This is a genomic window from Serratia sp. 2C06 (genome assembly GCF_050037615.1).
Taxonomy (GTDB): Bacteria; Pseudomonadota; Gammaproteobacteria; order Enterobacterales; family Enterobacteriaceae; genus Serratia; species Serratia ureilytica.
Genome location: NZ_CP188299.1, coordinates 3,923,877 through 3,949,229, shown reverse-complemented (window position 1 = coordinate 3,949,229; position 25,353 = coordinate 3,923,877). Strand labels below are relative to the sequence as shown.

Sequence of the window (25,353 nt, the reverse complement as noted above, 5' to 3'; positions counted from 1 at the left end):
AGAATAATAAGCCGTCATCAGGCTGTCGCACAGGGTTAGGGCAATGCTGAAATTTATACTTCGTCGCTTGTTGGAAGCGATCCCGACACTATTTATCCTTATTACCATCTCATTCTTCATGATGCGCCTCGCGCCCGGCAGTCCATTTACCGGGGAACGCGCATTGCCGCCGGAAGTCATGGCGAATATCGAAGCCAAATACCATTTGAACGACCCGATCTGGAAACAGTACGGTCATTATCTGGCGCAGCTTGCGCAGGGAGACTTCGGCCCGTCCTTTAAATACAAGGACTATTCGGTCAACGATTTGGTGGCCAGTTCTTTCCCGGTGTCCGCCAAGCTCGGCCTGGCCGCGTTTCTGTTGGCGGTGGTGCTGGGCGTTAGCGCCGGCGTGATCGCGGCGTTGAATCAAAACACCAAATGGGACTATACGGTGATGGGGTTCGCCATGACCGGGGTGGTGATACCCAGTTTCGTGGTGGCGCCGCTCTTGGTGCTGATCTTCGCGATTACGTTGAAATGGCTGCCGGGCGGCGGCTGGAACGGCGGCGCGCCTAAGTTCATCATCTTGCCGATGGTGGCGCTGTCGCTGGCCTATATCGCCAGCATCGCCCGTATCACGCGCGGCTCGATGATTGAAGTGCTGCACTCCAACTTCATTCGCACCGCGCGCGCCAAAGGTTTGCCGATGCGCCGCATCATTTTCCGCCACGCGCTGAAGCCGGCGCTGCTGCCGGTACTGTCCTACATGGGCCCGGCGTTCGTCGGGATCATCACCGGCTCGATGGTGATCGAAACCATCTACGGTCTGCCGGGGATCGGCCAGCTGTTCGTTAACGGCGCGCTGAACCGCGACTACTCCCTGGTGTTGAGCCTGACCATTCTGGTGGGCGCTCTGACCATTCTGTTCAACGCGATCGTCGATGTGCTGTATGCGGTCATCGATCCGAAAATCCGTTATTAATCTGGAGCACGCGAATGATGTTGACTAAAAAGAACAGCGAAGCTCTGGAACACTTCAGCGAGAAGCTGGAAGTGGAAGGGCGCAGCCTGTGGCAAGACGCGCGTCGGCGTTTTATGCACAACCGCGCGGCGGTCAGCAGCCTGTTCATCCTGGCGCTGATCACGCTGTTTGTGGTGCTGGCGCCGATGCTGTCGCAATTCGCCTACGACGATACCGATTGGGCGATGATGTCCGCCGCCCCCAGCGTTGAATCGGGGCACTATTTCGGCACCGATTCCTCCGGGCGCGATCTGCTGGTGCGCGTGGCGATCGGCGGGCGTATCTCGCTGATGGTCGGCGTGGCGGCGGCGCTGGTGGCGGTGATCGTCGGCACCCTGTACGGCGCGATGTCCGGCTATCTGGGCGGCAAAATCGACTCGGTGATGATGCGCCTGCTGGAGATCCTCAACTCCTTCCCGTTCATGTTCTTCGTGATCCTGCTGGTGACCTTCTTCGGCCAGAATATCCTGCTTATCTTCGTGGCGATCGGCATGGTGTCGTGGCTGGACATGGCGCGTATCGTGCGCGGCCAAACCCTCGGTCTGAAGCGCAAGGAGTTCATCGAAGCGGCGCTGGTGTGCGGCGTCTCCACGCGCAACATCGTGCTGCGGCATATCGTGCCGAACGTGCTCGGCGTGGTGGTGGTGTATGCCTCGTTGCTGGTGCCGAGCATGATCCTGTTCGAATCCTTCCTCAGCTTCCTGGGGCTGGGCACGCAGGAACCGTTGAGCAGCTGGGGCGCATTGCTCAGCGACGGCGCCAACTCAATGGAAGTTTCACCGTGGTTGCTGCTGTTCCCGGCGGGTTTCCTGGTCGTCACTCTGTTCTGTTTCAACTTTATCGGCGATGGCCTGCGTGACGCCCTCGACCCGAAAGATCGTTAAGGAGTGCAACCATGAGCACCATTGAACATCCTCAACTGCAAACCGCCGCCGGCGTCAAAGCGTCGCCGCTGCTGGACGTGAAAGACCTGCGTGTCACGTTTTCCACCCCGGACGGCGACGTGACGGCGGTGAACGATCTGAACTTCGATCTGCGCGCCGGTGAAACGCTGGGCATCGTCGGTGAATCCGGCTCCGGCAAATCGCAGACCGCGTTCGCGCTGATGGGGCTGCTGGCCAGCAATGGCCGCATCGGCGGCTCGGCCAAATTCAACGGCCGTGAAATCCTCAACCTGCCGGAAAATCAGCTCAACAAGCTGCGGGCCGAGGAAATCTCGATGATCTTCCAGGACCCGATGACCTCGCTCAACCCGTATATGCGCGTTGGCGAACAGCTGATGGAAGTGCTGATGCTGCATAAGAAAATGAGTAAAAGCGAAGCCTTCGAAGAGTCGGTGCGCATGCTCGACGCGGTGAAAATGCCGGAAGCGCGCAAGCGCATGCGCATGTATCCGCACGAGTTTTCCGGCGGCATGCGCCAGCGCGTGATGATCGCCATGGCGCTGCTGTGCCGGCCGAAGCTGCTTATCGCCGACGAGCCGACCACCGCGCTGGACGTGACCGTTCAGGCGCAGATCATGACGCTGCTCAACGAGCTCAAGCGCGAGTTCAACACCGCCATCATCATGATCACCCACGATCTGGGCGTGGTGGCCGGCATCTGCAACAAGGTGCTGGTGATGTACGCCGGCCGCACCATGGAATACGGCAGCGCGCGCGAGGTGTTCTACCAGCCGAGCCACCCGTACTCCATCGGTCTGTTGAACGCGGTGCCGCGCCTCGACGCCGAAGGCGAAGCGTTGCTGACCATTCCCGGCAACCCGCCGAACCTGCTGCGGCTGCCGAAGGGCTGCCCGTTCCAGCCGCGCTGCCCGTACGCCATGGAACAGTGCGCGAGCGCTCCGCCATTGGAGCAATTTGGGGAAGGGCGCCTGCGCGCCTGCTTTAAACCGGTGGAGGCGTTGGTATGACAGCGGTAACCGACAAGAAAGTGCTGCTCGAAGTGGCCGATCTGAAAGTGCACTTCGACATTCATGACGACAAGCAGTGGTTCTGGCAGCCGCCGAAAACCCTGAAGGCGGTCGATGGCGTTACGCTGCGGCTGTTCGAGGGGGAAACCCTGGGCGTAGTCGGCGAATCCGGCTGCGGCAAATCCACCTTCGCGCGCGCCATCATCGGCCTGGTGAAGGCCACCAGCGGGCGTGTCGCCTGGCTGGGTAAAGATCTGCTGGGCATGAACGACGCCGACTGGCGCAAAACCCGCAGCGATATCCAGATGATCTTCCAGGATCCGCTGGCTTCGCTCAACCCGCGCATGACCATCGGCGAAATCATCGCCGAGCCGCTGCGCACCTACTACCCGAAAATGCCGCGTCAGGAAGTGAAGGACAAGGTCAAGGCGATGATGCTGAAGGTCGGCCTGCTGCCTAATCTGATCAACCGTTATCCGCACGAGTTCTCCGGCGGCCAGTGCCAGCGTATCGGCATCGCGCGCGCGCTGATCCTCGAACCGAAGCTGGTGATCTGCGACGAGCCGGTCTCCGCGCTGGATGTGTCGATTCAGGCGCAGGTGGTGAACCTGCTGCAGCAGCTGCAGCGCGAAATGGGGCTGTCATTGATCTTTATCGCCCACGATTTGGCGGTGGTGAAGCACATTTCCGATCGCGTGCTGGTGATGTATCTGGGCCATGCGGTGGAGCTGGGCACCTATGACGAGGTGTACCACAATCCGCAGCACCCTTACACCAAGGCGCTGATGTCGGCGGTGCCGATCCCGGATCCGGACAAGGAGAAGGAAAAGCAGATCCAGCTGTTGGAAGGGGAGCTGCCTTCGCCGATCAACCCGCCGTCCGGCTGCGTGTTCCGCACCCGCTGCCCGATCGCCGGGCCGGAGTGCGCCAAGACGCGCCCGCTGCTGGAGGGCAGTTTCCGCCATGCGGTTTCGTGCCTGAAGGTCGATCCGCTGTAATGCGCCGCTAGCCGGCAACAAAAAGCCCCGCTTATTCAGCGGGGCTTTTTTTATCCGAAACGTTAGCGGTGAATCACTCTTTCCACAGAATGTGGCACAGCTTGTGGTCTTTCTCGCGGCAGATCAGCACGCGGGCGAACACGTCGTTGATCGGCTCGCCGTCGCTGTCCGCCAGACCGATCACCACTTCGGCGAAGAAGTCCGGGTTCAGGTCGTAATCCACGTGCTCGCTCCAGTCTTCGGAGGGGTCGTACAGTTCTGCGCCGCCGCGCTCTTCAAACTGCAGATTGAACAGCAGAATATCCGCCGGATCCAGATTGTCGCCGGCCAATTCGAGGAAGATGTCGTAGGCCTGTTCCAGCGTTTCGTCTTCGGTAAGGCGGTTATTCAAATCCATAAAAAAATCCTGATAACAAATGATTTGGCGCTATTAAAGCACGCTCGCCGCGGCTTTTACAGCAACGGGCTGAAAAAGTAGAACAGGCGCTCGACCAGGCGGTGCCAGAACGGCCGCTTCAGCCACTCTTTGGCGTTCAGCAGCTTGGAGCGAGCGATGTAATCTTCCTGCACGCAGGCCAGATCGCTGCCGAAGCCGTCGTCGTCGATCACCAGGGTGATTTCGAAATTCAGCCACAGGCTGCGCATATCCAGATTGACGGTGCCGACCAGGCTGAGCTGGCCGTCGACCAGCACGCTCTTGGTGTGCAGCAGGCCGCCTTCGAACTGATAGATTTTCACGCCGGCTTCCAGCAGCTCGGAGAAGAACGCGCGGCTGGCCCAGCGCACCATCATCGAATCGTTGTCGCGCGGCACGATGATGCTGACCTCGACGCCGCGCAGAGCGGCGGTGCAGATGGCGTGCAGCAGATCGTCGCTCGGCACGAAGTACGGCGTGGTCATGATCAGCTGTTCGCGCGCGGAATAAACCGCGGTCAGCAGTGCCTGGTGGATCATTTCCTCGGGGAAGCCGGGGCCGGAGGCGATCACCTGAATGGTGTGGCCGCTTTCCTGCTCGAACGGCATGATGTTGACGTCCGGCGGCGGCGGCAAAATGCGCTTGCCGGTTTCAATTTCCCAGTCGCAGGCATAGACGATGCCCATGGTGGTGGCCACCGGGCCTTCCATGCGCGCCATCAGATCGATCCATTGACCGACGCCCGCATCCTGTTTGAAATAGCGTGGATCGACCATGTTCATGCTGCCGGTATAGGCGATGTAGTTGTCGATCAGCACCACCTTGCGGTGCTGGCGCAGATCCATGCGGCGCAGGAATACGCGCAGCAGGTTGACCTTCAGCGCTTCGACCACTTCGATGCCGGCGTTGCGCATCATCGCCGGGTAGGGGCTGCGGAAAAATTGCAGGCTGCCGGCGGAGTCCAGCATCAGACGGCAGTGTACGCCGCGCCGCGCGGCGGCCATCAGCGATTCGGCCACCTGATCGACCAGGCCGCCGGGCTGCCAGATATAGAACACCATTTCGATGTTGTGGCGTGCCAGCTCGATGTCGCGGATCAGCGCTTTCAGCGTGTCGTCGGTGGTGGTGAGCAACTGCAGCTGGTTGCCCTTGACGCCGTCGATGCCCTGGCGGCGGTTGCACAGCTGGAACAGCGGTTCGGCGACTTTACTGTATTCGGTGGCGAAGATGCGGCGACTCTCTTTCAGCTCTTTCAGCCAGCGCGCGGTCGACGGCCACATGGCCTTGGCGCGCTCGGCCCGGCGCTTGCCCAGATGCAGCTCGCCGAACGATAAATAGGCGACGATGCCGAACAGCGGCAGAATATAGATAACCAGCAACCAGGCCATGGCAGAGGGAACCGCACGGCGTTTCATCAAAATGCGCATCGTCACGCCGGCGATCAGCAGCCAGTAGCCGAACACCATGAGCCAACTGATTACGGTATAAAATGTTGTCATAAAGGCGAAAAATCCCGTTCGCAAACCACCAATGATGAGTGTACGCACAGATCGGTCAAGGCGAAACCTTTTATCGGCGCTTATGTTACATAAATATGATGAAGTTAAGGCACTTGCCGAAATCGAAAGGGCGGCTTTTAGCGGCGCGGCGCCTGCGATGTCGCCGATAACGGCGACTTGGATCGCGGGCTGAAAGGGCTATAATGCCCGCGGTTGGCATTAGACGAACGAGTGACGGAATTATGAGACGCAGTAGAAATGAAGTGGGCCGTTGGCGAATGTTGCGGCAGAGCCAACGCCGTCGGCATCGTTGGCTGGAGCGCCAGTCTTGCAGCAATCGCCATATTATCCGGGTGCGCCGTCGCCTGGACGATCAGCATCGGCGCGCGCTGCTGTTTGCGGTATCCTGCGAGTGGTAAAACGAAAACAGTCCCGTGAGGGACTGTTTTGTTATGGCGCCTGGGTTTATTTGCCGAGGTAGGCGTTAAGCATCCAGACCTGTTTTTCCTGCTCTTTGATGTAATCGCTCATCAGCGACGCGGTGCCTTCGTCGCCGGCGTCCGCCGCGACCGTCAGCAGTTCACGCTGCTGTTGCAGCAAGATTGAATACCCTTCCAACAGGCCGCGCAGCGTGCCCTTATCATCGGTCACATTGGTGTGTTCCTTGATATCGGCGGTTTTCAGATAGTCGCTGTAAGCGTGGCGCGGCTGCGAGCCCAGCGTCAGAATGCGTTCCGCCAGCTCATCCACCTTGGTCAGCAGATCGTTGTAAGTTTCTTCGAATTTCGCGTGCAGCTCAAAGAATTGCGGGCCGGTAATATTCCAGTGATAGCCGCGCACATTCATATACAGCACCTGATAATTCGCCAACAGCGCATTTAGCGCTTCGGCGAGTTTTGCCGATTGTTTACTGTCGAGGCCGATATGGGTTTTCGCTGCTTTCTTCGCCGTTGCCATAATAATCTTCTCCTGATTATTCGTTCCAAGGGTAGACAGAATCAATTTCCATAGCTGTTACAGTAACCGGATTTATCGCAGGGTTAAACACGATAACAGGCATCATTGCCATCGCTCAAACCGATGACGATAAATCCGTCGAGCAAATTGCCGAATCAGTTTACGCAGGATCCGCAGGCGAAAAAAGCCGCTTTTATCGGTTACTTGCGCAGCGCCAGTTTTACCACGCCGGCGCCCAGCGCCATTAACAGCGCGGCGGCGATCAGTACCATGATAAACGCGCGATCGAAGGCCAAACGCGCCAACTGCGTCAGCTGCTGCGCGCGATCGGCCGCCATCCCGGCCGCCAGGCGCAACGCCTCGTCGATGCTGTCGTAGGCCAACTCGCTGACCGGCAGCTCCGCTGGCAGCGCCAGACTATGGCTGTAGACCGCCGTCATCAGCCCGCCGAGCAACGTCACGCCCAGTACGCCGCCCAGCTCGTAGGAGACGTCTTCGATAGAGGCCGCCATACCGGATTTCTCCTCCGGCGCGTTCAGCATGATGGCGGTGGACGCGGCGGTGATCACGCCGCCGAGACCAAAGCCCACCAACGCCAGGCTCACCAGCTGCAGCGCTATGCTGCTTTGATACAACAGGGCGAGGCCGGCGATGCCGAAGGCGGTCAGGGCGAAACCGCCGAGGATGATGCTGCGTTCGCCATAGCGCGGCAACAGTAAACCGGCCATCGGCCCCGCCAGCGCCGAGGCCAGCGGGATCGGCAAGATGAACAGCGCCGCCTGCAGCGGACTGAGGCCGAGCACCAGCTGCAGGCGTTGGCTGAGCACCAGCTCGACGCCGATCAGGGCCACCATCGACAGCAGCGCCACGCCGATGCCGCCGGCGAACAGCCGGTTGCGGAACAGGGAGAAATCGATCATCGGGTGGGCGCTGCGCTGCTGGCGACGCACGAACAGCGCCAGGAACAGGATGCCGATCAGGGCCGCTGCGAGCAACGCGCTGACGTCAGGCGCCGGCTTACTCAGTTCCTTCAGCGCATAGATAGCGCCGACCAGACCGATCATGATTTGCACCGAGCCGACGATATCGGCGGGGCGCGGGTTATCGCCGCCGCAGCGGGGGATCAGTTTCCACGCCAGCGGCCAGACCAGCAACACCACCGGTACGTTGATCAGGAACACCGATCCCCACCAGAAATACTCCAGCAGCAGGCCGCCGACCACCGGGCCGATGGCCGCGCCGCCCGAGGCCACTGAAGCCCAGATGCCGATCGCCAGCGCGCGTTCGCGTTCGTCGGTAAAGACGTGGCGCACGATGGACAACGTGGCGGGCATCATCATTGCCGCGCCAACGGCGAGGAACACCCGTGCGGCGATCAGCCATTCGGCGGTTGGCGAAAAGGCGGCGCACAGCGAAGCGACGGCAAACACCGGCAGCCCGGCGAGGAACAGCCGCTTATGGCCGACGCGATCGCTCAGCATGCCGGCGCCGGGCAGCAGCCCGGCGACCACCAGCGGGTAGGCGTTGACGATCCAGAGTTTTTGCGAGGCGCTGGCGTCCAGCGCCTGGGTTAAACGTGGCAGAGCGGTATAGAGCACCGTCATGTCGATAACAATCAGGAAAAGGGCGCTGGCGACCATCGTCAGGATCAACCAGCGGTTCTTGGCGTACATAAGTCATAATCCAGTTTACGTGGGCGGCGCGAAGGCGCCGCCATTGCGGTAACCCTCCGGCGATGCCGGGTGGTATACTGGTGATAATATATATCCATACGTTCGTATTGAAAAGAAGGGTTTCTTAATGGGACGTCAACGCAGCATCGATCGCGACAAGGTTTTGGACACCGCCGAAGAGATCGTCGCCACCCAGGGCGCCGCCGGTTTAACCATCGACGCCGTCGCCAAAGCGATGGGGATCTCCAAGGGCGGGGTGCAGTATTGCTTCGGCAGCAAAGACGCCCTGATTGACGCAATGTTCGATCGCTGGGGCAGCGCCTATGAAACGCTGTTCGCGGAGATCGCCGGCGACGATCCTTCGCCGCAGACCAGCGTGCGGGCGCATATGTTGGCTACCCAAAGTTCGGATCAGACCGCCAGCGCCAAGGCCGCCGGGTTGATGGCGACGCTGATTCAAACGCCGGAGCATCTGGCGAGCACGCGCGAATGGTATCGCAGCCGCATCGCCGGGCTGGATTTGACTACCGAAGAGGGTAAGCGCGCGCGGCTGGCGTTTCTGGCCACCGAAGGCGCCTTTATGCTGCGTTATTTCGGTTTGATGGATATCGGCCAGGCGGAATGGGAAACGATGTTCGCCGATATGCAGGCGTTGATTTTAACGGGCAGCGCCTATCGCACTGATAGCTAGTAAAGCGTGCGGCGAAAGGCGTATGTTTATCGCACAAGATATTCCCTCGAAGAACTTTTTAGCCAGCCCCTCCGTGCTGGCTTTTTTTTGCCTGCGGCAAGCTTCGGAGCAAAGGCCCCCTGAGTGCAGGGGGCGCCGGACATTACTTGCGCGCGTCCAACAGTTGCTGGGCATTCTCTGCGGTGACGACGGTCCACGGAATATAATAATGCTTCTGCGTGCCGCCCTCCCATTTCAGATCTTTGGCGTACTGTTTCCAGATATCCGACTGTGGTTGATAACTTTTCCCTTTCACGGCGCGCAGCGCGACGTCGATGGAACCCTGCATCTGGCCTTTGGCATCTTGCAGGATAGAGACCATTTCACCGGCCTGCACCGCATGAATCGCGTCGGAAACGCCGTCAACGCCGGCAATCGCGAAGTCCTTCACATTCAGGCCGGCCCCTTTAATCGCTTCGATGGCGCCCAGCGCCATCTCGTCGTTCTGGCCAATCACGCCGTTGATTTTGCCCCGGTGTTTCTGCAGCCAGTTTTCCATCAGCGGCTGCGCTTCAGCGCGTGACCAGTTGGCCGTTTTACGTTCAAGCACGGTCACCTGGCCGGCGCCGCACTCGGCAATCGCTTTATCATTGCCCTTGCCGCGCTGGATCTCGCCGCTGCCGCCTTTCGGGCCTTCGATAATCACCACGTTCACCTTCTGGTTCTTGCAGTCGAGTTTGTCCAGTACGGCTTTGGCTTCCAGATACCCGCCCAGCTCGTCATTAGACACCACTTCAGACGTCATCGCGTCCGTGTTCAGGCGCGCGTTGGTGACCACCACCGGGATTTTGGCTTCGTTGGCATTGGTGACGATATCGATATTGGCCTCAAAATCCATCGGGTTGACGATAATGGCATCGGCGCGCGTCTGGATAGCGGTGGCGGCCTGATCGTTTTGCACCGATGCATCATAACGCCCATCGTAGAAAGTCAGTACGGCTTCGCCGCTTTTCACCGCCGGGTGTTCCTTGCCGAACCTTTCCATCAATTGCACGAACTCGGCTTTGTTGCCGTACATCAATACCGCGATTTTAACCGGGGTGGCCTGAGCCGCCGACAGGCTGCCGAACAGCATGGCAGAGGCAAACAACGCTATCTTGGTCTTATTCATGGTTTTCTCCTGGTAGAGTTGGGTCTGATGTTATTAATCGCGCTGTTGCTTACGCGATGGGTCGAGCAAGACGGCAAGAACGATCAATGCGCCTTTGATAATTTGTTGGTAGTACGATTGCACGCCGAGCAGATCGAGGCCGTTATTCATCACCCCGATAATCAGCACGCCGAAGAAGGTGCCGACCAGCGTACCGACGCCGCCGGCCATGCTGGTGCCGCCGATCACCACCGCCGCGATGGCGTCCAGCTCATACCCAGCGCCGGCGTTGGTTTGCGCCGAACCGGTGCGCGCGGTGAGGATCAGGCCGGCGATGCCGGCCAGCGCGCCGCACAGCGTATACACCAGTATTTTGATGCGCGTGACGTTAATCCCCGAGGTGCGCGCGCTTTTCGGGTTGCCGCCGACGGCGTAGATGTAGCGCCCGAAGAGGGTTTTATTCAGCACGAGCCAGGCGAGGGCGAACAGCACGATGAAGATGATGACCGGCACCGGAACGCCGCCGAGGTAGCCATTGCCTAACCAGCGGAAATCGCTGTTCAATTGCGATACCGGATTGCCGTTGGTGGTCAACATGGTTAACCCGCGCGCCGCGGAGAGCATGCCCATGGTGACGATAAACGGCTGCAGCCGGTAGCGAGCCAACACGGTGCCGTTCACCAGGCCGCAGACGATGCCGATCCCCAGCGCCACGATCAGCGGCGCCATAACGGCGGTCGCGGTATCACCGATAGCCAATCCGCTATTGTTGGTGGCGAAGCGGGCGGCGACGATGCCGCTTAACGCCAGCACCGAGCCGACGGAGAGATCGACGCCTGCCGTGATGATGACGAAGGTCATGCCTATCGCCAGAATGCCGTTGATCGAGACCTGGCGCAGTACGATCAGGGTGTTTTCATTGCTGAGAAAATAATTGCTGCTCCAGGCTCCCTGGGCGACCTGATATTCGCCAATCAGCGCCACGATCAGGCACAGCGCGAAAAAGGCGATGATAATGCCGTATTTGTGCATACGGCGCTTATTGCGGGTGAAAAATGACATTCCTGGTGATAAGGAGTGGGCGCTGCTCATTTTGTTTTTCTCTCTCTGTTAAACCGCAAGTTTCATCAGTGCTGCCTGAGTCGCATCGGCTGCCGCAAGCTCGCCGGCCAACTGCCCGTCACGAAACACCAGGATGCGATCGCTCATGCCGATAATTTCCGAAAGCTCGGAGGAAACCATGATGATCCCTTTGTTTTGCAAGGCGAACTCCGACATAAATCGATAGATCTCTTTCTTGGCGCCGACGTCGATACCGCGCGTCGGCTCGTCGAGCAACAACACCTCCGGATCCAACAGCGCCCAGCGGCCCAGCACCACTTTTTGCTGGTTGCCGCCGCTCAGGTTGCCCACGGGCTGTTCGCCATCGTGGGTTTTAACGTTAAAGCGCTGGATCATGTCGCGGGTTCGCGCTTGCTCCCGTTTTTCGCTGACGAACCCCATTCGGCTTATGCCGGCAAAAGAGGCGATATTGATGTTTTCACTGACGGAACGGCACAGCACCAGGCCGGTTTCCTTGCGATCTTCCGTCACGTAGGCAATGCCGCTGTCGATGGCCTCTCGCGGGGAATGGCGGTTCAGCGTCTTGTCGCCCAAGCGAATCGTGCCGGCGTCGGCATGCTGAATGCCGAAGATAAGATCGAGAAACTCGCTGCGGCCTGATCCCACCAGGCCGTAGATGCCCAGGATCTCACCGTGCTTCAGTTGCAGGCTGATATCCTTTATCTTGCTGCGCCAACACAGGCCGTTGACCTCCAGCAAGACCTCTTCGCCGGGTTGATTGAACTTGGCGAACTCGCTGTCGTACTCGCCGCCGATAATGTGTTCGATCAACTGCTCGCGGGTAATGTCGGCGATATAGCCCTCATGGATATAGGCGCCGTCGCGGAAAATGGTGTAGCTGTCCGCGATTTGGAATATCTCGGACAAACGGTGGGAGACGTAGATAATGCCTTTACCTTTCGCCGCCAGTTGCTGAAGTGTATGAAAGATTTTTTGCGCATCCTCTTCGCCAATCGCCGAGGTGGGTTCATCCATGATGATGATGTCGGCATTGGCGTGCGACAGCGCTTTGGCGATCTCGACCAGTTGCTGCTCGGCGACGCTCAGGTTGCGCATTTTTTCTCGCGCGTCGATCTTGAAATCAAGTTCCTCGAGCAGACGGGTGGTGCGTTGGTTGAGCGTCGCAAAGTCGACGAAACCCAGGCGTCTCGGCTCGCGGCCCAGCCAAATGTTTTCTGCCACCGTCAGGTCCGGGATCGCGCTCAGCTCCTGCTGCACGATGGCGATGCCGGCATTGAGGGCTTCCCGGGGATGATGAAATTCACAGCGTTGACCATTGATAAAAATGTCGCCGCCATCGGGTTGAATAAAGCCCATCAGAATGCTGAGAAAGGTGGATTTCCCCGCGCCGTTGCCGCCGCACAGGGCATGGATGGATCCGCGCCGCAGGCAAAACTCGGCGTTCTTGAGCGCCACGACCGGGCCAAAGGCTTTCCTGACGCCGCTGACTTCCAGCAGATAGGCAGGGGCTTGCGTATGGGGATCTCGCGTCACGATTGAACCTCCGGGTATGTCCGCTGCAAACGCTGCAGGTACCGTTGATAAAGCGTCTCGTATTGCGTTTGCCTGTCGGCGTTTGGCGTCGTGCGCGTGGCTTCATCCAGGGAAACGAAGCGTTGGCACAGTTCAGCCAAGAGCCCGGCGGCGTTCTGGTGCGGGCGATCGGCCAACGACGTCGCCCACATCGCTTGAATGGCGCCGCCCAGCGCGGCGGTCTCTTTGACGTTCAGGCAGACCACCGGGCACCCCATCACGTTCGCGACGATTTGTCGCCAGGCGGTGCTGCGGGCGCCGCCGCCGGTGAGGCGGATCTCGCGCGTTTCGATGCCCTGGCGGCGAAACAGCTCGATGCCATAGCGCAGGCCGTAGGTGGCGCTTTCAACCACCGCCAGGCAGAGATTGGCGCGAGTAAAATTGTCGCTATCGAGGTTATGCAGGCTGGCGCGCGCGTGGGGCAGCGGGGGAACGCGTTCGCCGTTGAAGAACGGCAGCATCTCGACGCCGCCGGCACCCGGCGCCGCCTGCGCCAATAAGCGGTTAAAGCCGTCAAGATCTTCGTCCAGCAGCGTCTGCATGGCCGTGGTGGCCGAGGTGACATTCATGGTGCATATCAAGGGCAGCCACCCGTTGGTGCTGGAGCAGAAACCGGCAATCATGTCGGATTCCGCCACGACGGGCGCGGCGGACCAGGCGAATAGCGTGCCGGAGGTGCCCAGGCTTAGGGTAACGGTGCCGGCCTCGATGTTGCCGGAACCGATGGCCGCCATCATGTTGTCGCCGCCGCCGGTCGAGACCCGAACTGCCGGGCCAAGGCCGAGCTTTTCCGCCGCGAAGGGGCGCACCGTGCCGATGCAGCATTCCGCGCTTTTGAGCGGCGGCAGGGCATGCCATAAACGGCCGCTGTCATCGATAAGATTGACGGCGGCTTGACTCCAGCTACGGGCGCGCACATCGAACAGCCCGGTGCCGGAAGCATCGCCATATTCCGCTACACGCTCCCCGGTCAGCCAGAAGTTCAAATAATCATGCGGCAACAGCACGGTGTGCAGTTTTGCCCAGAGCGCCGGATGGTGCGTCTTGAACCAAAGGATTTTTGACGCGGTATAACCGGTGGCGAGCCGCAGGCCGAGCTTGTCCAGCGAGCCCTTGGCGCCGCCGAGCCGCTGCAGCAGCAGTTCGTTTTCCTCCGCGGTTTCGGTATCGCACCACAGCTTGACGCTGTGCAGCACGTTGCCGTCTGCGTCCAGCGGCACAAATCCATGCTGTTGGCCCGAGACCCCCAGAGCGTTAATTTCCCCGGCATCAATACCGGCGTTAGTCACGGCTTGGCGAAACGCGGTGACCAACGCCTCAATCCACCAGTCGGCCTCTTGTTCGCGCCGGCCATTGGCTTGGCTGATGAGGCGGTGAGGGGCGCTGCCCTCACCGAGGATCACGCCCTGTGTGCTGTCGACAATCACGACTTTCGTGCCTTGCGTACCGCAGTCTATGCCAGCATAGAGCGCCATAGGATCACTCCATTTCCAGCATGATTTTGATGTCCGAGGCATATCCCGCCGCCGCGCGCTCGAAGGCGGCCACGCTGTCGGAGAATTTGTAGGTTTGGCTTATCAACGGTTGGACGCGCAATTTGCCGCTGCTCAACAACCGCAGCGTGCGCGGATACATGTTGGCGTAGCGGAAAATGGTCTTGAAGGTGATTTCCTTGGCCTGCGCGGCGACGATATCCATCGGCGCGGCGTCGATCGGCATGCCGACCAGCACGGCGGTCGCCCCTGGCGCCGCATGTTCGGCCAGCGTAGCGATAGCCGGTTTTGCGCCGCTGCATTCAAACACGATATCGACGCCATTGCCGCTGGTGAGCGCAGCCACTTTCCCCGCCAGGTCGCCGGTTTTGATATTGACGGCGTGCAGCCCTTCATAGCTGGCCGCCACGGCGAGTTTCTCGTCAAACAGGTCGCAGATAATGACGTCCGAGCAGCCACCCGCCAGCGCCGCGAGGGCGGTGACCACGCCGATCGGCCCAGCGCCGATCACCAGCGCGATATCGCCGGGTTTGATCCCGGCTTTGGTGGCCGCTTGCATGCCGATGGCCAGGGGTTCAACCATGGCGCCTTCAGCGAAACTGACGTTGTCCGGCAGTTTGAACGTGAATGCGGCGGGGTGGATGACGGTTTCGCGCAAACAGCCGTGCACCGGCGGCGTCGCCCAGAAGCGAACGGCGGGGTCCAGGTTGTAAATCCCGGCGCGCGTCTGCGCCGAGTTGAGGTCGGGAATGCCGGGCTCCATGCAAACGCGATCGCCGACGCTGAGGTGAGTGACGTTTTCACCTGTCGCGAGCACCACGCCGGCGGCCTCATGGCCGAGCACCATCGGGGCTTTGACCACAAACGGGCCAATGCGGCCATGCTGGTAATAGTGCACATCGCTGCCGCAGATGCCCACGGAATGAATTTTTATCTGTACATCGTCGGGCCCCAGCGTTTCGGCCAGTTGGACGTCCTCGATAGCGATTTCCCCCGCTTTGGCCAGCACTAATGCTTTCATATTGCCTCCTGGTGAATCATTTTTATGGTAACGATATCATTTCAATGCGGCGATAGTGAGCTAATGCGGGTGGTTAAACTGTGATCAATGTTGGAATTACTCGACGAGAGTTAATTTTGCTGGCGGGTTGTTATTCAATATAGCGACGGTGGTCACAAAATCGGCGTGGTAATGACGGTTTTAATATCGGCCTGCTGATATCGATACCGTTACTTTGCCGGGGGAATGATGAACAAACAACAAAGCGCCAGAGCCGCTACGCTGGAGTATTTGCGCCAGGCGGACATTATCTTGACCGAAGAAGAACAGCAACGCATTGAAATTGCGACGTTTGGTCTGGCCGACTATCCCGCGTCCGGGTTGCAGCTGCTGACCTACGTCAACTCACCTCGGTATTGCGCGAAAGAGCTGGTGCTGTTTCCTGGGCAGACTTGCCCGGAACATTTACACCCTCCCTTTGCCGGCACGCCCGGCAAGCAAGAGACGTTCCGTTGCCGTTGGGGAGAGGTGTTTTTGTTTGTCGATGATGAAAATCTGACGCCCAACGATCGCGGCGGCCAACCGGTATGCCGGGTGCCAGAGGGCGCGGAGCAGTGGTATACCTGTCATCGCTATATCCTCTTGCGGCCGGGGGAACAATACACCATTGCGCCCAATACCCGTCACTGGTTTCAGGCGGGGAAGCAGGGCGCGGTGGTGTCTGAGTTCTCTTCCGAGAGCCGTGACGAGCTGGATATTTTTACCGATCCGCGAATTAACCGTCTTGCCGGCGTAAACCATTAGCGCCAAGAACAAAGTTCTGTCATGATGCCGGAAATGATACAAAATGATACCTTCAAGCTAAGGAGCTGCATTTGGCCGTGGGTCGAGGACGGAAAGCGACGCTGGCTAGCGTCGCCGCACAGGCGAACGTCAGCAAAATCACCGCTTCGCGGGCATTTTCACAGCCGGACAAGGTCCATCCGGAAACGTTGAGGAGAATTCGGGAGACCGCCGCCGAACTCGGTTACGTGGTCAATGCCGCGGCGCGCAATCTGCGGGCGAAAAGCAGCAGAACCATTGGCATCGTCAACCCCGACATGGCCAACCCATTCTTTGGCGGCCTGACGCGTCTGATGACGCTTGAAGCGCAAAAGATGGGGTACGACACGCTGGTGTTCGACTCCTATGAGTCTCAGGAAAGCGAAGACAGGATCATCGACAAACTCATTGGCTACAACGTCGATGCGATTATTCTCTCGGTCATTTCCAACGATCATCTGTACCGGCCTTCCTACCTCAAACGTCTGGAAACGCTCAATATACCGGTGGTGTTGATCGATCGGGAATTGGAGAGTCACCACTGCAGCGGAGTGTATATTGATAATCTGGATTGCGGCCTTCAGGCGGGGCGTTGGCTTCTGGAACAGCAGGCGCAGCGGGTGGTGGTGATCTCCGGGCCGGAGAATTCCAACGTTGCGCGTGACAGGGTCACTGGCTTGCAGGCGGCATTGCAAGGGAAGGTGGCTTCGCTCGACGTGCGGTATGCCGATTTCTTTATGGATGTCGCCTGGCAAGAGACGAGCCGCTGGCTGGCCAATAACCCCGCCCCCGATTTTTTCGTCGGCTGCAATAACCAGATCTCACTGGGCATCATCAAGGCCTGTATCGAACATCGGTTGCCGTTGATGCAGGACGTGTCGTTGTTCAGCATCGATGAGGTTTCACATGCCGAGATCTACGGTTTCCATTTCCCCTGCGTGTCACACGACTTGCAAGAGATCGCCTGGCAAGCGTTGAATCTGGCGATCCGCCGTATTGCCGATCCCGAGATAAAGCCGGGCAAGGTGGTGGTGCGGGGAAAACTCGTCGTGTAACGGTGCCGGCAACGTGTAGCCGACATCTCCGTTAACCTTATCTGCCATTATTCATTTCAGCGCGTTCAGTCCGGCCCCTCATCGGGGGGCGGATAAGCAGCCACAAGCCGCTCCCCGCCGTTGCTGCACCCAGCAGCATGGGCCAGGAAAGGGGCTCATCGAACATTAACCATGCCCAGCAGAAGGTGACGAAGGGGCTGAGGAACAGCAGGCTCGTCACACGCAATGCAGAGGTATGCCTAAGGCAGAACCAATACAAACCGTAACCGGCCAGGGTGGCCAAAAGCGCGGTCCAAAGCACGCCGATAACCAACCCTGTCGTCATGGTTGGCAGCAGCGGGCTTTCTGCGCCTGCCAGTGGGGCAAAAGCCAGCGCTGAAATCGCGCTTTGTATCCCCAACCTGGCGGGCAGGCTCACCGCTTGCGCCTGCGGCAGCCGTTGCTGCCACAGCGTCGCCAGTGCCAGTGACAGCATCCCCGCCAGCGGCAACAGGTAGCTCCACAATGGCGCATTTCCCCAGGAAATAGCACCGCCCGTCGCCAATATCACCCCGAGAGAGCCTAATGCCAGGCCGAGCCAGACGCGGCCATCGGGCAGCCGGCGTAGAAACAGCATGTTCAAGAGTGCGGTGCCGAGAGGGAGCAAATCGGCGATGAGCGCGGCCAACCCGGTCGGCACGCCGTACTCGATGCCTTTACTGACGCCGGTCAGGTATCCGGTCATGGCAAGCAGCCCGATCCCGGCATGAGCGGCTACCGACTGCGGCGAGGAGCGCCTGATGGCGCGAAGGCTAAACGGCATCAGCAGTAAAGCGACCACGACACAGCGCCAGAACGCCACCAGCAACACCGGCGCGTAATCGGCGGCGAAACGGATGCCGACAAAGCCCGAGCTCCAGGCGACGATCAGCAGGACTTCCGCTGCCGGCAACCAGACGGCGGCTTTGTCGCCCACCTTATCGCGGCAGGAAGGTGGACGAAATTCTGACAGGGGCATGGTGATCTTCTCCTTTTTCCCCAAGGGTAGTGAGCCGCTATAATTTAATAAATCGAATAATTTTCGTTCAGTTGTTTAATGGAGTTAAACCATGCGGCCAACCCTGGACATTAATCTTTTGCGCACTTTTCACGCTATCGCCTGTTTGGGGCAATTTCGTGCGGCGGCGGCCTTTGTTCATCGCAGCCCAGCCGCGGTGAGCGTTCATATTCAGCGTCTGGAACAGGTCGTGGGCGGCCGCTTGCTGGAGCGCGACAATCAGTCCGTCGTGTTGACGCCCTTAGGCGACAAACTGCTGGCCTCGACGCTCGGGCTGTTGAATGCCCACGACGATATTCTGCGTGAGCTGCAGGGCGCACCGCTGAGTGGGCACATCAAGCTGGGAGTGCCTGATGAATACGCATCACATGTCATGCGCGATGTGCTGCCGGCGTTTGCCACCCGTTTTCCTGCGGTGATGCTGGAGGTTTCTACGGCCGCCAGCCAGGCGTTGGTTGAACAGATCGGACGCAACCGGCTACAGCTGGCGTTGGCGGTGCTGCCGATGGGGGGACTGCGCCAGATGCCGCTTGCGGTGACTGCGCCGGTTTGGGTTGGCGGCCGCCGGTTGGCGCTGGATATGGCCCAACCGATACCATTGGCGTTGCATGCCGCCGATTGCCCTTACCGAGAGGCTATGATCGATGCATTGAGCGGGGCGGGAAGGCATTGGCGAGTGGTTGTGAGCAGCCCTTCGGCCAGCGTGGTGGCTGCCGCCGTCGAGGCAGGATTGGCCGTCACGCTGCTCGACCGCGCACGCGTGACGGCGGCGATGCGGATCCTCGACGAATTGCCGTCGGTCGCTCCGCACGAAGTGCAGCTGCTGCGCTCTGCCGCTGCCGCCGGTCAATCGGCGGTGGCGATGCTGGAAAGCGTTATCGGTGAGTATTTCCGGGGCGGAACATGAATATCGACCGCGCGGGGAAGACGAACCGAGCGCGACGGTGACGCTGAGGTGTGGCTAGCGCCGGAAACGCCGTATAGCGGGGCGTTCCCGGTATTCGGAGGGCTGGAGATCAGAACACCTGCTTGAACGGCTTCACCGTCACGTCGGCGTAGACGCCGGCGGCGACGTACGGATCCTGCTGCGCCCAGGCCTGGGCTTCCGCCAGTGAGGCGAACTCGGCGATCACCGTTGAACCGGTGAAGCCGGCGGCGCCGGGATCGTTGCTGTCGATGGCCGGGTTGGGGCCGGCGACCACCAGACGGCCGGCGTCACGCAGCGCCTGCAGGCGCGCCAGATGTGCCGGGCGCACCGCCAGACGGTTTTCCAGTGAGTGGGGAACGTCTTGCGCGTAGATCAGATAAAGCATATTTCACCTGTAAAATCATGGCTATAAAACGGTGCTACCAAGGTAGCGCAAAAGGCGCGGCAGGGGAACGGCGCGCGGTGAATTTATGGGGGGGATTGGCGCTTATGCCTTGAAGCCGCTACTTTTTATTCGTATAGTGCGGCGCGCTTAAACAGATATGCCATTGAGGTGAGGACATGACGGAACTGGTAAGGGAAAAACTCGATTTGCCTGCGGGCAAAAGCAAACTGCTGCTGCATTCTTGCTGTGCGCCCTGTTCCGGCGAGGTGATGGAAGCGATCCAGGCGTCCGGCATCGAGTACGCTATTTTCTTCTATAACCCCAACATTCACCCGCAAAAAGAGTATTTGCTGCGTAAGGAAGAGAACATCCGTTTCGCCGAAAAGCACGGGGTGCCGATCATCGATGCCGATTATGACACCGACAACTGGTTCGAACGCGCCAAGGGCATGGAACATGAGCCGGAGCGCGGCATTCGCTGCACCATGTGCTTCGACATGCGTTTTGAGCGCACGGCGCTGTATGCGCATGAGCACGGTTACGACACCATCTCCAGCTCGCTCGGCATCTCGCGCTGGAAGAACATGCAGCAGATTACCGACTGCGGCATTCGGGCGGCGGAAAAGTATCCCGATCTGGTGTATTGGGATTACAACTGGCGCAAGAAGGGCGGCGCGGCCCGCATGATAGAGATCAGCAAGCGCGAACGCTTCTATCAGCAGGAATACTGCGGCTGCGTCTATTCGCTGCGCGACACCAACCTGCACCGCAAAGCGCAAGGGCGGCCGCTGATCAAACTGGGCGTGCTCTACTATGGTGATGAAGAATAACGCTTAATTACCGCAATCCACCCGCTACGGCGGGTTTTTTATTTTTTAGCGCCGTCTGAACGTTAACGAAGCGTGTTGATTCGGCGGTAAAAAAGCAACGTTCAGGTTAATATCCTTATGAGTTTGCTGGTTTTCGCCGCGGAGACTGACGATTAAAGCGATAGTTTGCCTTTCGTTATTGAATATGATTGCTATTTGCATTTAAACTTGGCGAACCAGAGGAAACAGAATCATTATGCCGCTAAAAAAGATGTTCCTTAATCGCCGTATATCCGTGCCTTTCGTCTTGTCCGTAGGCCTGCACAGCGCCCTGGTGGCGGGACTGCTTTACGCTTCGGTAAAAGAAGTGGTTGAGCTGCCAAAGCCTGAAGAGGCGCCGATCAGCGTCATGATGGTCAACACCGCCGCGATGGCTGAACCGCCGCCGCCTGCTCCGGCAGAACCGGAGCCGCCGCAGGTGGAACCTGAGCCGGAACCTGAACCAGAACCTATTGTGGAGCCGCCGCCGAAGGCGATTGTGAAACCGGAGCCGGTCAAGCCGAAACCGAAGCCCAAGCCAAAGCCGAAGGTAGAAAAACCGGTGAAACCGGAGCCGAAGAAGGTCGAGCCGCGCGAGCCTTCGCCGTTCAATAACGACTCGCTGGCCAAACCGATCGATAAAGCGCCGGTGAAACAAGCGCCCGCCGCGCCGGTACAGGGCAACTCGCGCGAGGTCGGGCCAAAACCGATCAGCCGTGCGGAACCGATTTATCCGCCGCGCGCCAGAGCCTTGCAGATCGAAGGCAACGTGCGGGTGCAGTTCGACGTCGACAGCGATGGCCGCGTGACCAACGTGCGCATCTTGTCGGCTGAGCCGCGCAACATGTTCGAGCGTGAAGTGAAACAGGCGCTGCGCAAATGGCGGTATCAAGCCAAAGAAGCGAAGGATCTTATCGTCAATATTCGTTTCAAGCTGAACGGCACCACCGAAATGAACTGATTTCGGTTTGCGCCAAGAAAAAAGGGTCGCCTCGGCGACCCTTTTTGCATTTGCGGCGCAGCCGCAGGCTTACTCTTCGAAGCCGACGCGGAAATTCATTTTACCCTCAGGCAGCGCGCGCGAGTTGCCTTCCGCATCGACCGCCACGTAGGTGAACACCGCTTCGGTCGCCCGGTAGCGTTGGCCGATTGGGGCGGAGGAGACTTTCTTTACCCACACTTCGATATTGATGGTGATCGAGCTGCGCCCGGTGCGGATGCAGTGCGCATAGCAGCAAACCACGTCGCCTACCGCCACCGGTTTCAGGAAGGTCATGCCGTCTACGCGTACCGTCACTACGCGCCCCTCGGCGATCTCTTTTGCCTGGATGGCGCCGCCGATGTCCATTTGCGACATCAGCCAGCCGCCGAAAATATCGCCGTTGGCATTGGTATCGGCCGGCATCGCCAGCGTGCGTAGCACCAGCTCGCCGCTGGGTAAAGGTCGTTGTTGTGTCATAGCAGTCTGCTTTTAAAAGGAAGGGATAACATCATACTGCCCGCGGCAAATGCCGCAGGCATTAACAATTTTGTAACTATTTTGTTTCTTCTGCCGGTACGTGCCGGTATTTGTAACTATTTTTTCTGTTCTGCCGGCATGTGCCGGTAAATATAGATGCCGCTGAGCAGGGTGAATACCAGCGTCAGCACCGTCAGGCCAAAGACTTTGAAATTGACCCAGACGCTTTGCGGCAGCCAGAAGGCGACATAGATGTTCGCCAGGCCGCAGGCCAGGAAGAAGAGGGCCCAGGCCAGGTTGAGGTTGCTCCACACTTTGTCCGGCAGCGTCAGCTCTTTGCCCAGCATGCGCTGAACCAGCGGCTTTTTGAGCACCCACTGGCTGATCAGCAGCGCCAGCGCGAACAGCGCGTAAATCACCGTCACTTTCCACTTGATGAATAAATCGTTGTGGAACACCAGCGTCAGGGTGCCGAACACCAGCACCATCAGGAAGGTGATCAGCGTCATCTTCTCGACCTTGCGGTATTTCACCCAGGTGAACACCAGCGCCAGCGCGGTGGCGACGATCAATGCGCCGGAAGCGACGTAAATGTCGTACAGCTTGTAAAAAGCGAAAAAGACAATTAACGGGAGGAAATCAAGAAACTGCTTCATAAATCAATCCATCATCTGTTCATCGGCCGACTATACCGGATTCGGCGAGTTCTGTGTACCGCCGGGCGCTGCCGATTATCGGCGTTTGGCCGGCGGATTTCTGCCGCGAAAGCAGGAATTTGCATAAACTTACGCAAGAAAGCACGGGCGCATTGCCAGCGCTGGCCGCAGATCGCATAGTAAGTGCCATAATAACCAGATAATTTACCGCGGAAAACAGCATGCAGTGGAAATCTCTCCAGGCCCTGACGCCTGGTTTGACGCATTTATTGGGCTATCAACGCAGTTGGCTCAAACCGGATATGCGCGCCGGTCTTTCCGTCGCCGCCGTCGCCTTGCCGGTGGCCATCGCCTATGCCGAACTGGCCGGGGTTAGCCCGGTGGTGGGGCTTTATTCCTGTATCTTGCCGATGGTGGCCTATGCGCTGTTCGGTTCGTCACGCCAGCTGATCGTCGGGCCCGATGCCGCCACCTGTGCGGTGATCGCCGCGGTGGTGACGCCGCTGGCGGCGGGCAATATGGAACGCCATTGGCAGTTGACCATCATGATGACCGCGATGATGGGCGGCTGGTGCCTGTTGGCCAGCCGGTTCAAGCTGGGGGCGCTGGCGGATCTGCTGTCGCGGCCGATCCTCAGCGGGCTGCTTAACGGGGTGGCGCTGACCATCATCGTCGATCAGATCGGCAAGGTGTTGGGGTTCACGGTGCGCCCGGCGCAGCTGATCGAGCGCATCTACGCGCTGCCGGCCAACCTGTTGCACAGCGACTGGCTGACGATGGCGGTGTCCTTGCTGACGCTGGTGACGCTGCTCGGATTTAAAAAATGGCGGCCTAACTGGCCGGCGCCGCTGTTCGCCATCGTGCTGGCGGCGTTCGTCACCTGGGCGGGCGGATTGCAGCAGTATGGCGTGGTGACGGTGGGCGGTTTCAGCGGCGTGTTGCCGATCGTCCAGTGGCCGGACTTTCAGCCCGGGCTGCTGCGCGACATGGTGATCCCGGCGCTCAACCTGGCGGTCGTGAGCTTTGTCAGCATGATGCTGACCGCCCGCAGTTTCGCGGCCAAAAACGGCTATGAGGTCAACGCTGACGCTGAGTTTCGCGCGCTGGGGATGGTGAATATCGTCTCCGCATTGTCGCAAGGCTTCGCCATCAGCGGGGCGGATTCGCGCACCGCGGTGAATGACGCCAACGGCGGCAAGAGCCAGCTTGTGTCGATCATCGCCGCCGCGGTGATCGCTTTCGTCTTGCTGTTCCTGATGGCGCCGCTGCAGTTTATTCCGGTGGCGGGATTGGGCGTGGTGCTGATGTATGCGGCCTGGTCGCTGCTGGATTTTCGCGGCATCTGGATCTTGCGCCGCCGCAACGCGCAGGCTTTTCGCCTGGCGATATTTACCTTCCTCAGCGTCTTGTTGGTCGGGGTGATCAGCGGCATCGGGCTGGCGGTGTTGCTGGGGCTGATGCAGTTTCTGCACACCGTCTTTCGGCCGACGGAACAGCTGCTGGGCGTTAACGACGAAGGCATGATCCATTCCATGGGCAACAACAATGGGGTGAAGGCGGTGCCCGGCGTCATGATGTATCGCTTCAATTCGCCGCTGACCTACTTCAACGTGGCCTACTTCAAACGCCGCATTCTCAATTTGGTCGACAGTACGCCATTCCAGCCGCGCTGGGTGGTGGTGGACGCGGTGGCCAGCTTTACCCATGCCGATATCAGCGTGCTGGCGGCCATCGACGAACTGAAACGCGATCTGTTGCAGCGTAACGTCAAACTGGTGCTGGCCGGGCGCCGCACTGAACTGACGCGCTGGTTCCGCATCAATCGGTTGGGGCGGGACAAGGAGCTGATTTTGGTGCCGGATCTCTATCTGGCGCTGAAGCTGATTCAGAGTAAGGAACAGGCGGAAGCCGCCACGGTGGGGTAAACAAAAAGGGGCGCGCCGAAGCGTGCCCCTGGGCATTTGTTGCGCCGGCGTCAGCCGCGCAGCAGCATATACAAACGGAACAGATAGATCAGCAGCAGGGCGGAGACCAGGTTGCTTAACGCGGTCAGCACGACGCTGGCCACGTTCGGCGTCAGCACTGACAGATGGCTCACTAAAAACAGCACCAGTAGCTTGGCCGCCAACCACAGCATCATCGCCGGCACAATCACGCGCGCATTGGCGAAGGCCAATTTGCTGCTCAGCTTGAGCGAAGCGAAGACGCCTTTCTTGTCGACGGAGGCGATCACTGGCGCCAACGCGAAGGCGATAGCCATGATCACGCCCGGCACCACGAACAGCGTCAGGCCGAGCTGGATCAGCAAGGTGCAGATAAACAGCAGCAGCAGCAGGCGCGGCAGATCGGGCGCCGAGGCGCCGAGCGCGCGCAGGGCGCTGGTGCGTTGCCCCTGAGACACCAGACGGATCAACGTCAGCATCCCACCGACCAGCAGCACGTTGCCGACCAGCGCGGAGAACGTGGCGGCGGCCGACACTTTCAGCAACACCATCTGCTGTTCCGGCGTCATCTGCTGGATCACGTCCTGAATGCCCATGCCGGTCGACGACGCAAAATCGCTGGTGGAGGCGGCCAGCGTCGCCAACTGTTCGGCATCGGGGCTGAAAGCTTGGTTCAGCAGCACCGAGATAAACGCCGTCAACAGCGCCAGCATCAGGATGCTGGCCAGTTGATTGCGTAAAAAGTTAAAACTGTCACGGTACAAAGCGTTGGCCGTGATAGGCATGCAGACTCCTT

The 25,353-nt window shown here is 59.4% G+C and carries 26 protein-coding genes; 12 read left to right on the top strand and 14 right to left on the bottom strand.

Annotated features, from left to right (window positions below):
- The first annotated feature begins 43 nt into the window (after nt 1-43).
- Genes oppB through oppF form a run of 4 tightly spaced genes read left to right on the top strand, consistent with a single transcriptional unit; the run spans nt 44 to nt 3,913 of the window.
- Complete coding sequence (gene oppB / locus ACP3TA_RS19390) at nt 44-964, top strand: oligopeptide ABC transporter permease OppB (protein ID WP_004932150.1); 921 nt, start codon at nt 44-46, stop codon at nt 962-964.
- Between the two features lie 14 nt (nt 965-978).
- A complete protein-coding gene (oppC, locus tag ACP3TA_RS19385) occupies nt 979-1,887 on the top strand; it encodes an oligopeptide ABC transporter permease OppC (protein ID WP_004932149.1) in 909 nt (302 codons plus the stop codon).
- 11 nt (nt 1,888-1,898) lie between these two features.
- Entirely contained in the window at nt 1,899-2,915 is a 1,017-nt protein-coding gene (locus ACP3TA_RS19380) for an ABC transporter ATP-binding protein (RefSeq protein ID WP_047574933.1), read from the top strand.
- Nucleotides 2,912-3,913, top strand: a complete 1,002-nt coding sequence (gene oppF, locus ACP3TA_RS19375; protein ID WP_004932143.1) for a murein tripeptide/oligopeptide ABC transporter ATP binding protein OppF — start codon at nt 2,912-2,914, stop codon at nt 3,911-3,913. The genes ACP3TA_RS19380 and oppF overlap by 4 nt, the downstream gene beginning before the upstream one ends.
- A gap of 73 nt (nt 3,914-3,986) precedes the next feature.
- Here oppF and ACP3TA_RS19370 read toward each other — a convergent pair whose 3' ends face one another.
- Together ACP3TA_RS19370 and cls are read right to left on the bottom strand one after the other, a co-directional pair.
- Nucleotides 3,987-4,310 (bottom strand): HI1450 family dsDNA-mimic protein, encoded by a 324-nt coding sequence (locus tag ACP3TA_RS19370; protein ID WP_004932139.1) that lies wholly within the window; start codon nt 4,308-4,310, stop codon nt 3,987-3,989.
- A 56-nt stretch (nt 4,311-4,366) separates the two neighbouring features.
- Entirely contained in the window at nt 4,367-5,827 is a 1,461-nt protein-coding gene (gene cls / locus ACP3TA_RS19365; protein ID WP_033643295.1) for a cardiolipin synthase, read from the bottom strand.
- A gap of 242 nt (nt 5,828-6,069) precedes the next feature.
- Here cls and ACP3TA_RS19360 point away from each other — a divergent pair, with 242 nt between their 5' ends.
- Complete coding sequence (locus ACP3TA_RS19360) at nt 6,070-6,246, top strand: YciY family protein (RefSeq protein ID WP_025159792.1); 177 nt, start codon at nt 6,070-6,072, stop codon at nt 6,244-6,246.
- Nucleotides 6,247-6,292: 46 nt separating this feature from the next.
- Here the strand turns inward: ACP3TA_RS19360 and ACP3TA_RS19355 are convergent, their stop codons facing one another.
- Both ACP3TA_RS19355 and smfY read right to left on the bottom strand, forming a co-directional pair.
- Complete coding sequence (locus ACP3TA_RS19355) at nt 6,293-6,784, bottom strand: Dps family protein (RefSeq protein ID WP_019452735.1); 492 nt, start codon at nt 6,782-6,784, stop codon at nt 6,293-6,295.
- A gap of 200 nt (nt 6,785-6,984) precedes the next feature.
- Nucleotides 6,985-8,457, bottom strand: a complete 1,473-nt coding sequence (gene smfY, locus ACP3TA_RS19350) for a multidrug efflux MFS transporter SmfY (RefSeq protein WP_033643294.1) — start codon at nt 8,455-8,457, stop codon at nt 6,985-6,987.
- Nucleotides 8,458-8,584: 127 nt separating this feature from the next.
- Between smfY and ACP3TA_RS19345 the strand changes: the two genes are divergently transcribed.
- On the top strand, nt 8,585-9,148 hold the full coding sequence (locus ACP3TA_RS19345; protein WP_033643293.1) for a TetR/AcrR family transcriptional regulator: 564 nt from the start codon (nt 8,585-8,587) through the stop codon (nt 9,146-9,148).
- Between the two features lie 142 nt (nt 9,149-9,290).
- On the opposite strand, the gene ACP3TA_RS19340 is transcribed toward ACP3TA_RS19345, so the two are convergent.
- From ACP3TA_RS19340 to ACP3TA_RS19320, 5 genes are read right to left on the bottom strand one after another with little or no spacing between them, the layout of a single operon-like run.
- Complete coding sequence (locus tag ACP3TA_RS19340; protein WP_206196460.1) at nt 9,291-10,298, bottom strand: substrate-binding domain-containing protein; 1,008 nt, start codon at nt 10,296-10,298, stop codon at nt 9,291-9,293.
- 33 nt (nt 10,299-10,331) lie between these two features.
- On the bottom strand, nt 10,332-11,369 hold the full coding sequence (locus ACP3TA_RS19335) for an ABC transporter permease (RefSeq protein ID WP_033650230.1): 1,038 nt from the start codon (nt 11,367-11,369) through the stop codon (nt 10,332-10,334).
- Between the two features lie 18 nt (nt 11,370-11,387).
- The gene (locus ACP3TA_RS19330) at nt 11,388-12,896 is read right to left on the bottom strand and encodes a sugar ABC transporter ATP-binding protein (RefSeq protein ID WP_405053201.1); all 1,509 of its coding nucleotides are present in this window, start codon (nt 12,894-12,896) and stop codon (nt 11,388-11,390) included.
- Nucleotides 12,890-14,407 (bottom strand): xylulokinase, encoded by a 1,518-nt coding sequence (xylB, locus tag ACP3TA_RS19325; protein WP_197780333.1) that lies wholly within the window; start codon nt 14,405-14,407, stop codon nt 12,890-12,892. Before xylB ends, ACP3TA_RS19330 begins: the two co-directional genes overlap by 7 nt.
- Before the next feature lie 4 nt (nt 14,408-14,411).
- Nucleotides 14,412-15,446: an NAD(P)-dependent alcohol dehydrogenase gene (locus ACP3TA_RS19320; RefSeq protein ID WP_116286253.1), complete on the bottom strand. Its 1,035-nt coding sequence runs from the start codon at nt 15,444-15,446 to the stop codon at nt 14,412-14,414.
- 228 nt (nt 15,447-15,674) lie between these two features.
- Here ACP3TA_RS19320 and ACP3TA_RS19315 point away from each other — a divergent pair, with 228 nt between their 5' ends.
- Nucleotides 15,675-16,229: a D-lyxose/D-mannose family sugar isomerase gene (locus ACP3TA_RS19315; RefSeq protein ID WP_033643287.1), complete on the top strand. Its 555-nt coding sequence runs from the start codon at nt 15,675-15,677 to the stop codon at nt 16,227-16,229.
- 71 nt (nt 16,230-16,300) lie between these two features.
- Nucleotides 16,301-17,302 carry a LacI family DNA-binding transcriptional regulator gene (locus ACP3TA_RS19310; RefSeq protein ID WP_033643286.1) on the top strand — a complete coding sequence of 334 codons (1,002 nt, stop codon included), beginning with the start codon at nt 16,301-16,303 and terminating at the stop codon, nt 17,300-17,302.
- A gap of 37 nt (nt 17,303-17,339) precedes the next feature.
- Here ACP3TA_RS19310 and ACP3TA_RS19305 read toward each other — a convergent pair whose 3' ends face one another.
- Complete coding sequence (locus ACP3TA_RS19305) at nt 17,340-18,299, bottom strand: DMT family transporter (protein ID WP_122016333.1); 960 nt, start codon at nt 18,297-18,299, stop codon at nt 17,340-17,342.
- A gap of 91 nt (nt 18,300-18,390) precedes the next feature.
- On the opposite strand from ACP3TA_RS19305, the gene ACP3TA_RS19300 reads away from it, so the two are divergent.
- Nucleotides 18,391-19,245: a LysR family transcriptional regulator gene (locus ACP3TA_RS19300; protein ID WP_122016334.1), complete on the top strand. Its 855-nt coding sequence runs from the start codon at nt 18,391-18,393 to the stop codon at nt 19,243-19,245.
- A gap of 109 nt (nt 19,246-19,354) precedes the next feature.
- Here ACP3TA_RS19300 and ACP3TA_RS19295 read toward each other — a convergent pair whose 3' ends face one another.
- Nucleotides 19,355-19,651, bottom strand: coding sequence for a YciI family protein (locus tag ACP3TA_RS19295; RefSeq protein ID WP_033643283.1), 297 nt, complete (start codon nt 19,649-19,651; stop codon nt 19,355-19,357).
- A 176-nt stretch (nt 19,652-19,827) separates the two neighbouring features.
- On the opposite strand from ACP3TA_RS19295, the gene ACP3TA_RS19290 reads away from it, so the two are divergent.
- A complete protein-coding gene (locus ACP3TA_RS19290; protein ID WP_033643282.1) occupies nt 19,828-20,481 on the top strand; it encodes an epoxyqueuosine reductase QueH in 654 nt (217 codons plus the stop codon).
- A 235-nt stretch (nt 20,482-20,716) separates the two neighbouring features.
- On the top strand, nt 20,717-21,460 hold the full coding sequence (tonB, locus tag ACP3TA_RS19285) for a TonB system transport protein TonB (RefSeq protein WP_198772329.1): 744 nt from the start codon (nt 20,717-20,719) through the stop codon (nt 21,458-21,460).
- Between the two features lie 69 nt (nt 21,461-21,529).
- On the opposite strand, the gene yciA is transcribed toward tonB, so the two are convergent.
- Nucleotides 21,530-21,958: an acyl-CoA thioester hydrolase YciA gene (yciA, locus tag ACP3TA_RS19280; protein WP_004932085.1), complete on the bottom strand. Its 429-nt coding sequence runs from the start codon at nt 21,956-21,958 to the stop codon at nt 21,530-21,532.
- 116 nt (nt 21,959-22,074) lie between these two features.
- Complete coding sequence (locus tag ACP3TA_RS19275) at nt 22,075-22,614, bottom strand: septation protein A (protein ID WP_033643280.1); 540 nt, start codon at nt 22,612-22,614, stop codon at nt 22,075-22,077.
- A 221-nt stretch (nt 22,615-22,835) separates the two neighbouring features.
- Between ACP3TA_RS19275 and ACP3TA_RS19270 the strand changes: the two genes are divergently transcribed.
- Nucleotides 22,836-24,539, top strand: a complete 1,704-nt coding sequence (locus tag ACP3TA_RS19270) for a SulP family inorganic anion transporter (RefSeq protein WP_123061737.1) — start codon at nt 22,836-22,838, stop codon at nt 24,537-24,539.
- A 50-nt stretch (nt 24,540-24,589) separates the two neighbouring features.
- Here ACP3TA_RS19270 and ACP3TA_RS19265 read toward each other — a convergent pair whose 3' ends face one another.
- A complete protein-coding gene (locus ACP3TA_RS19265) occupies nt 24,590-25,342 on the bottom strand; it encodes a YciC family protein (RefSeq protein ID WP_033643278.1) in 753 nt (250 codons plus the stop codon).
- Nucleotides 25,343-25,353: the final 11 nt, after the last annotated feature.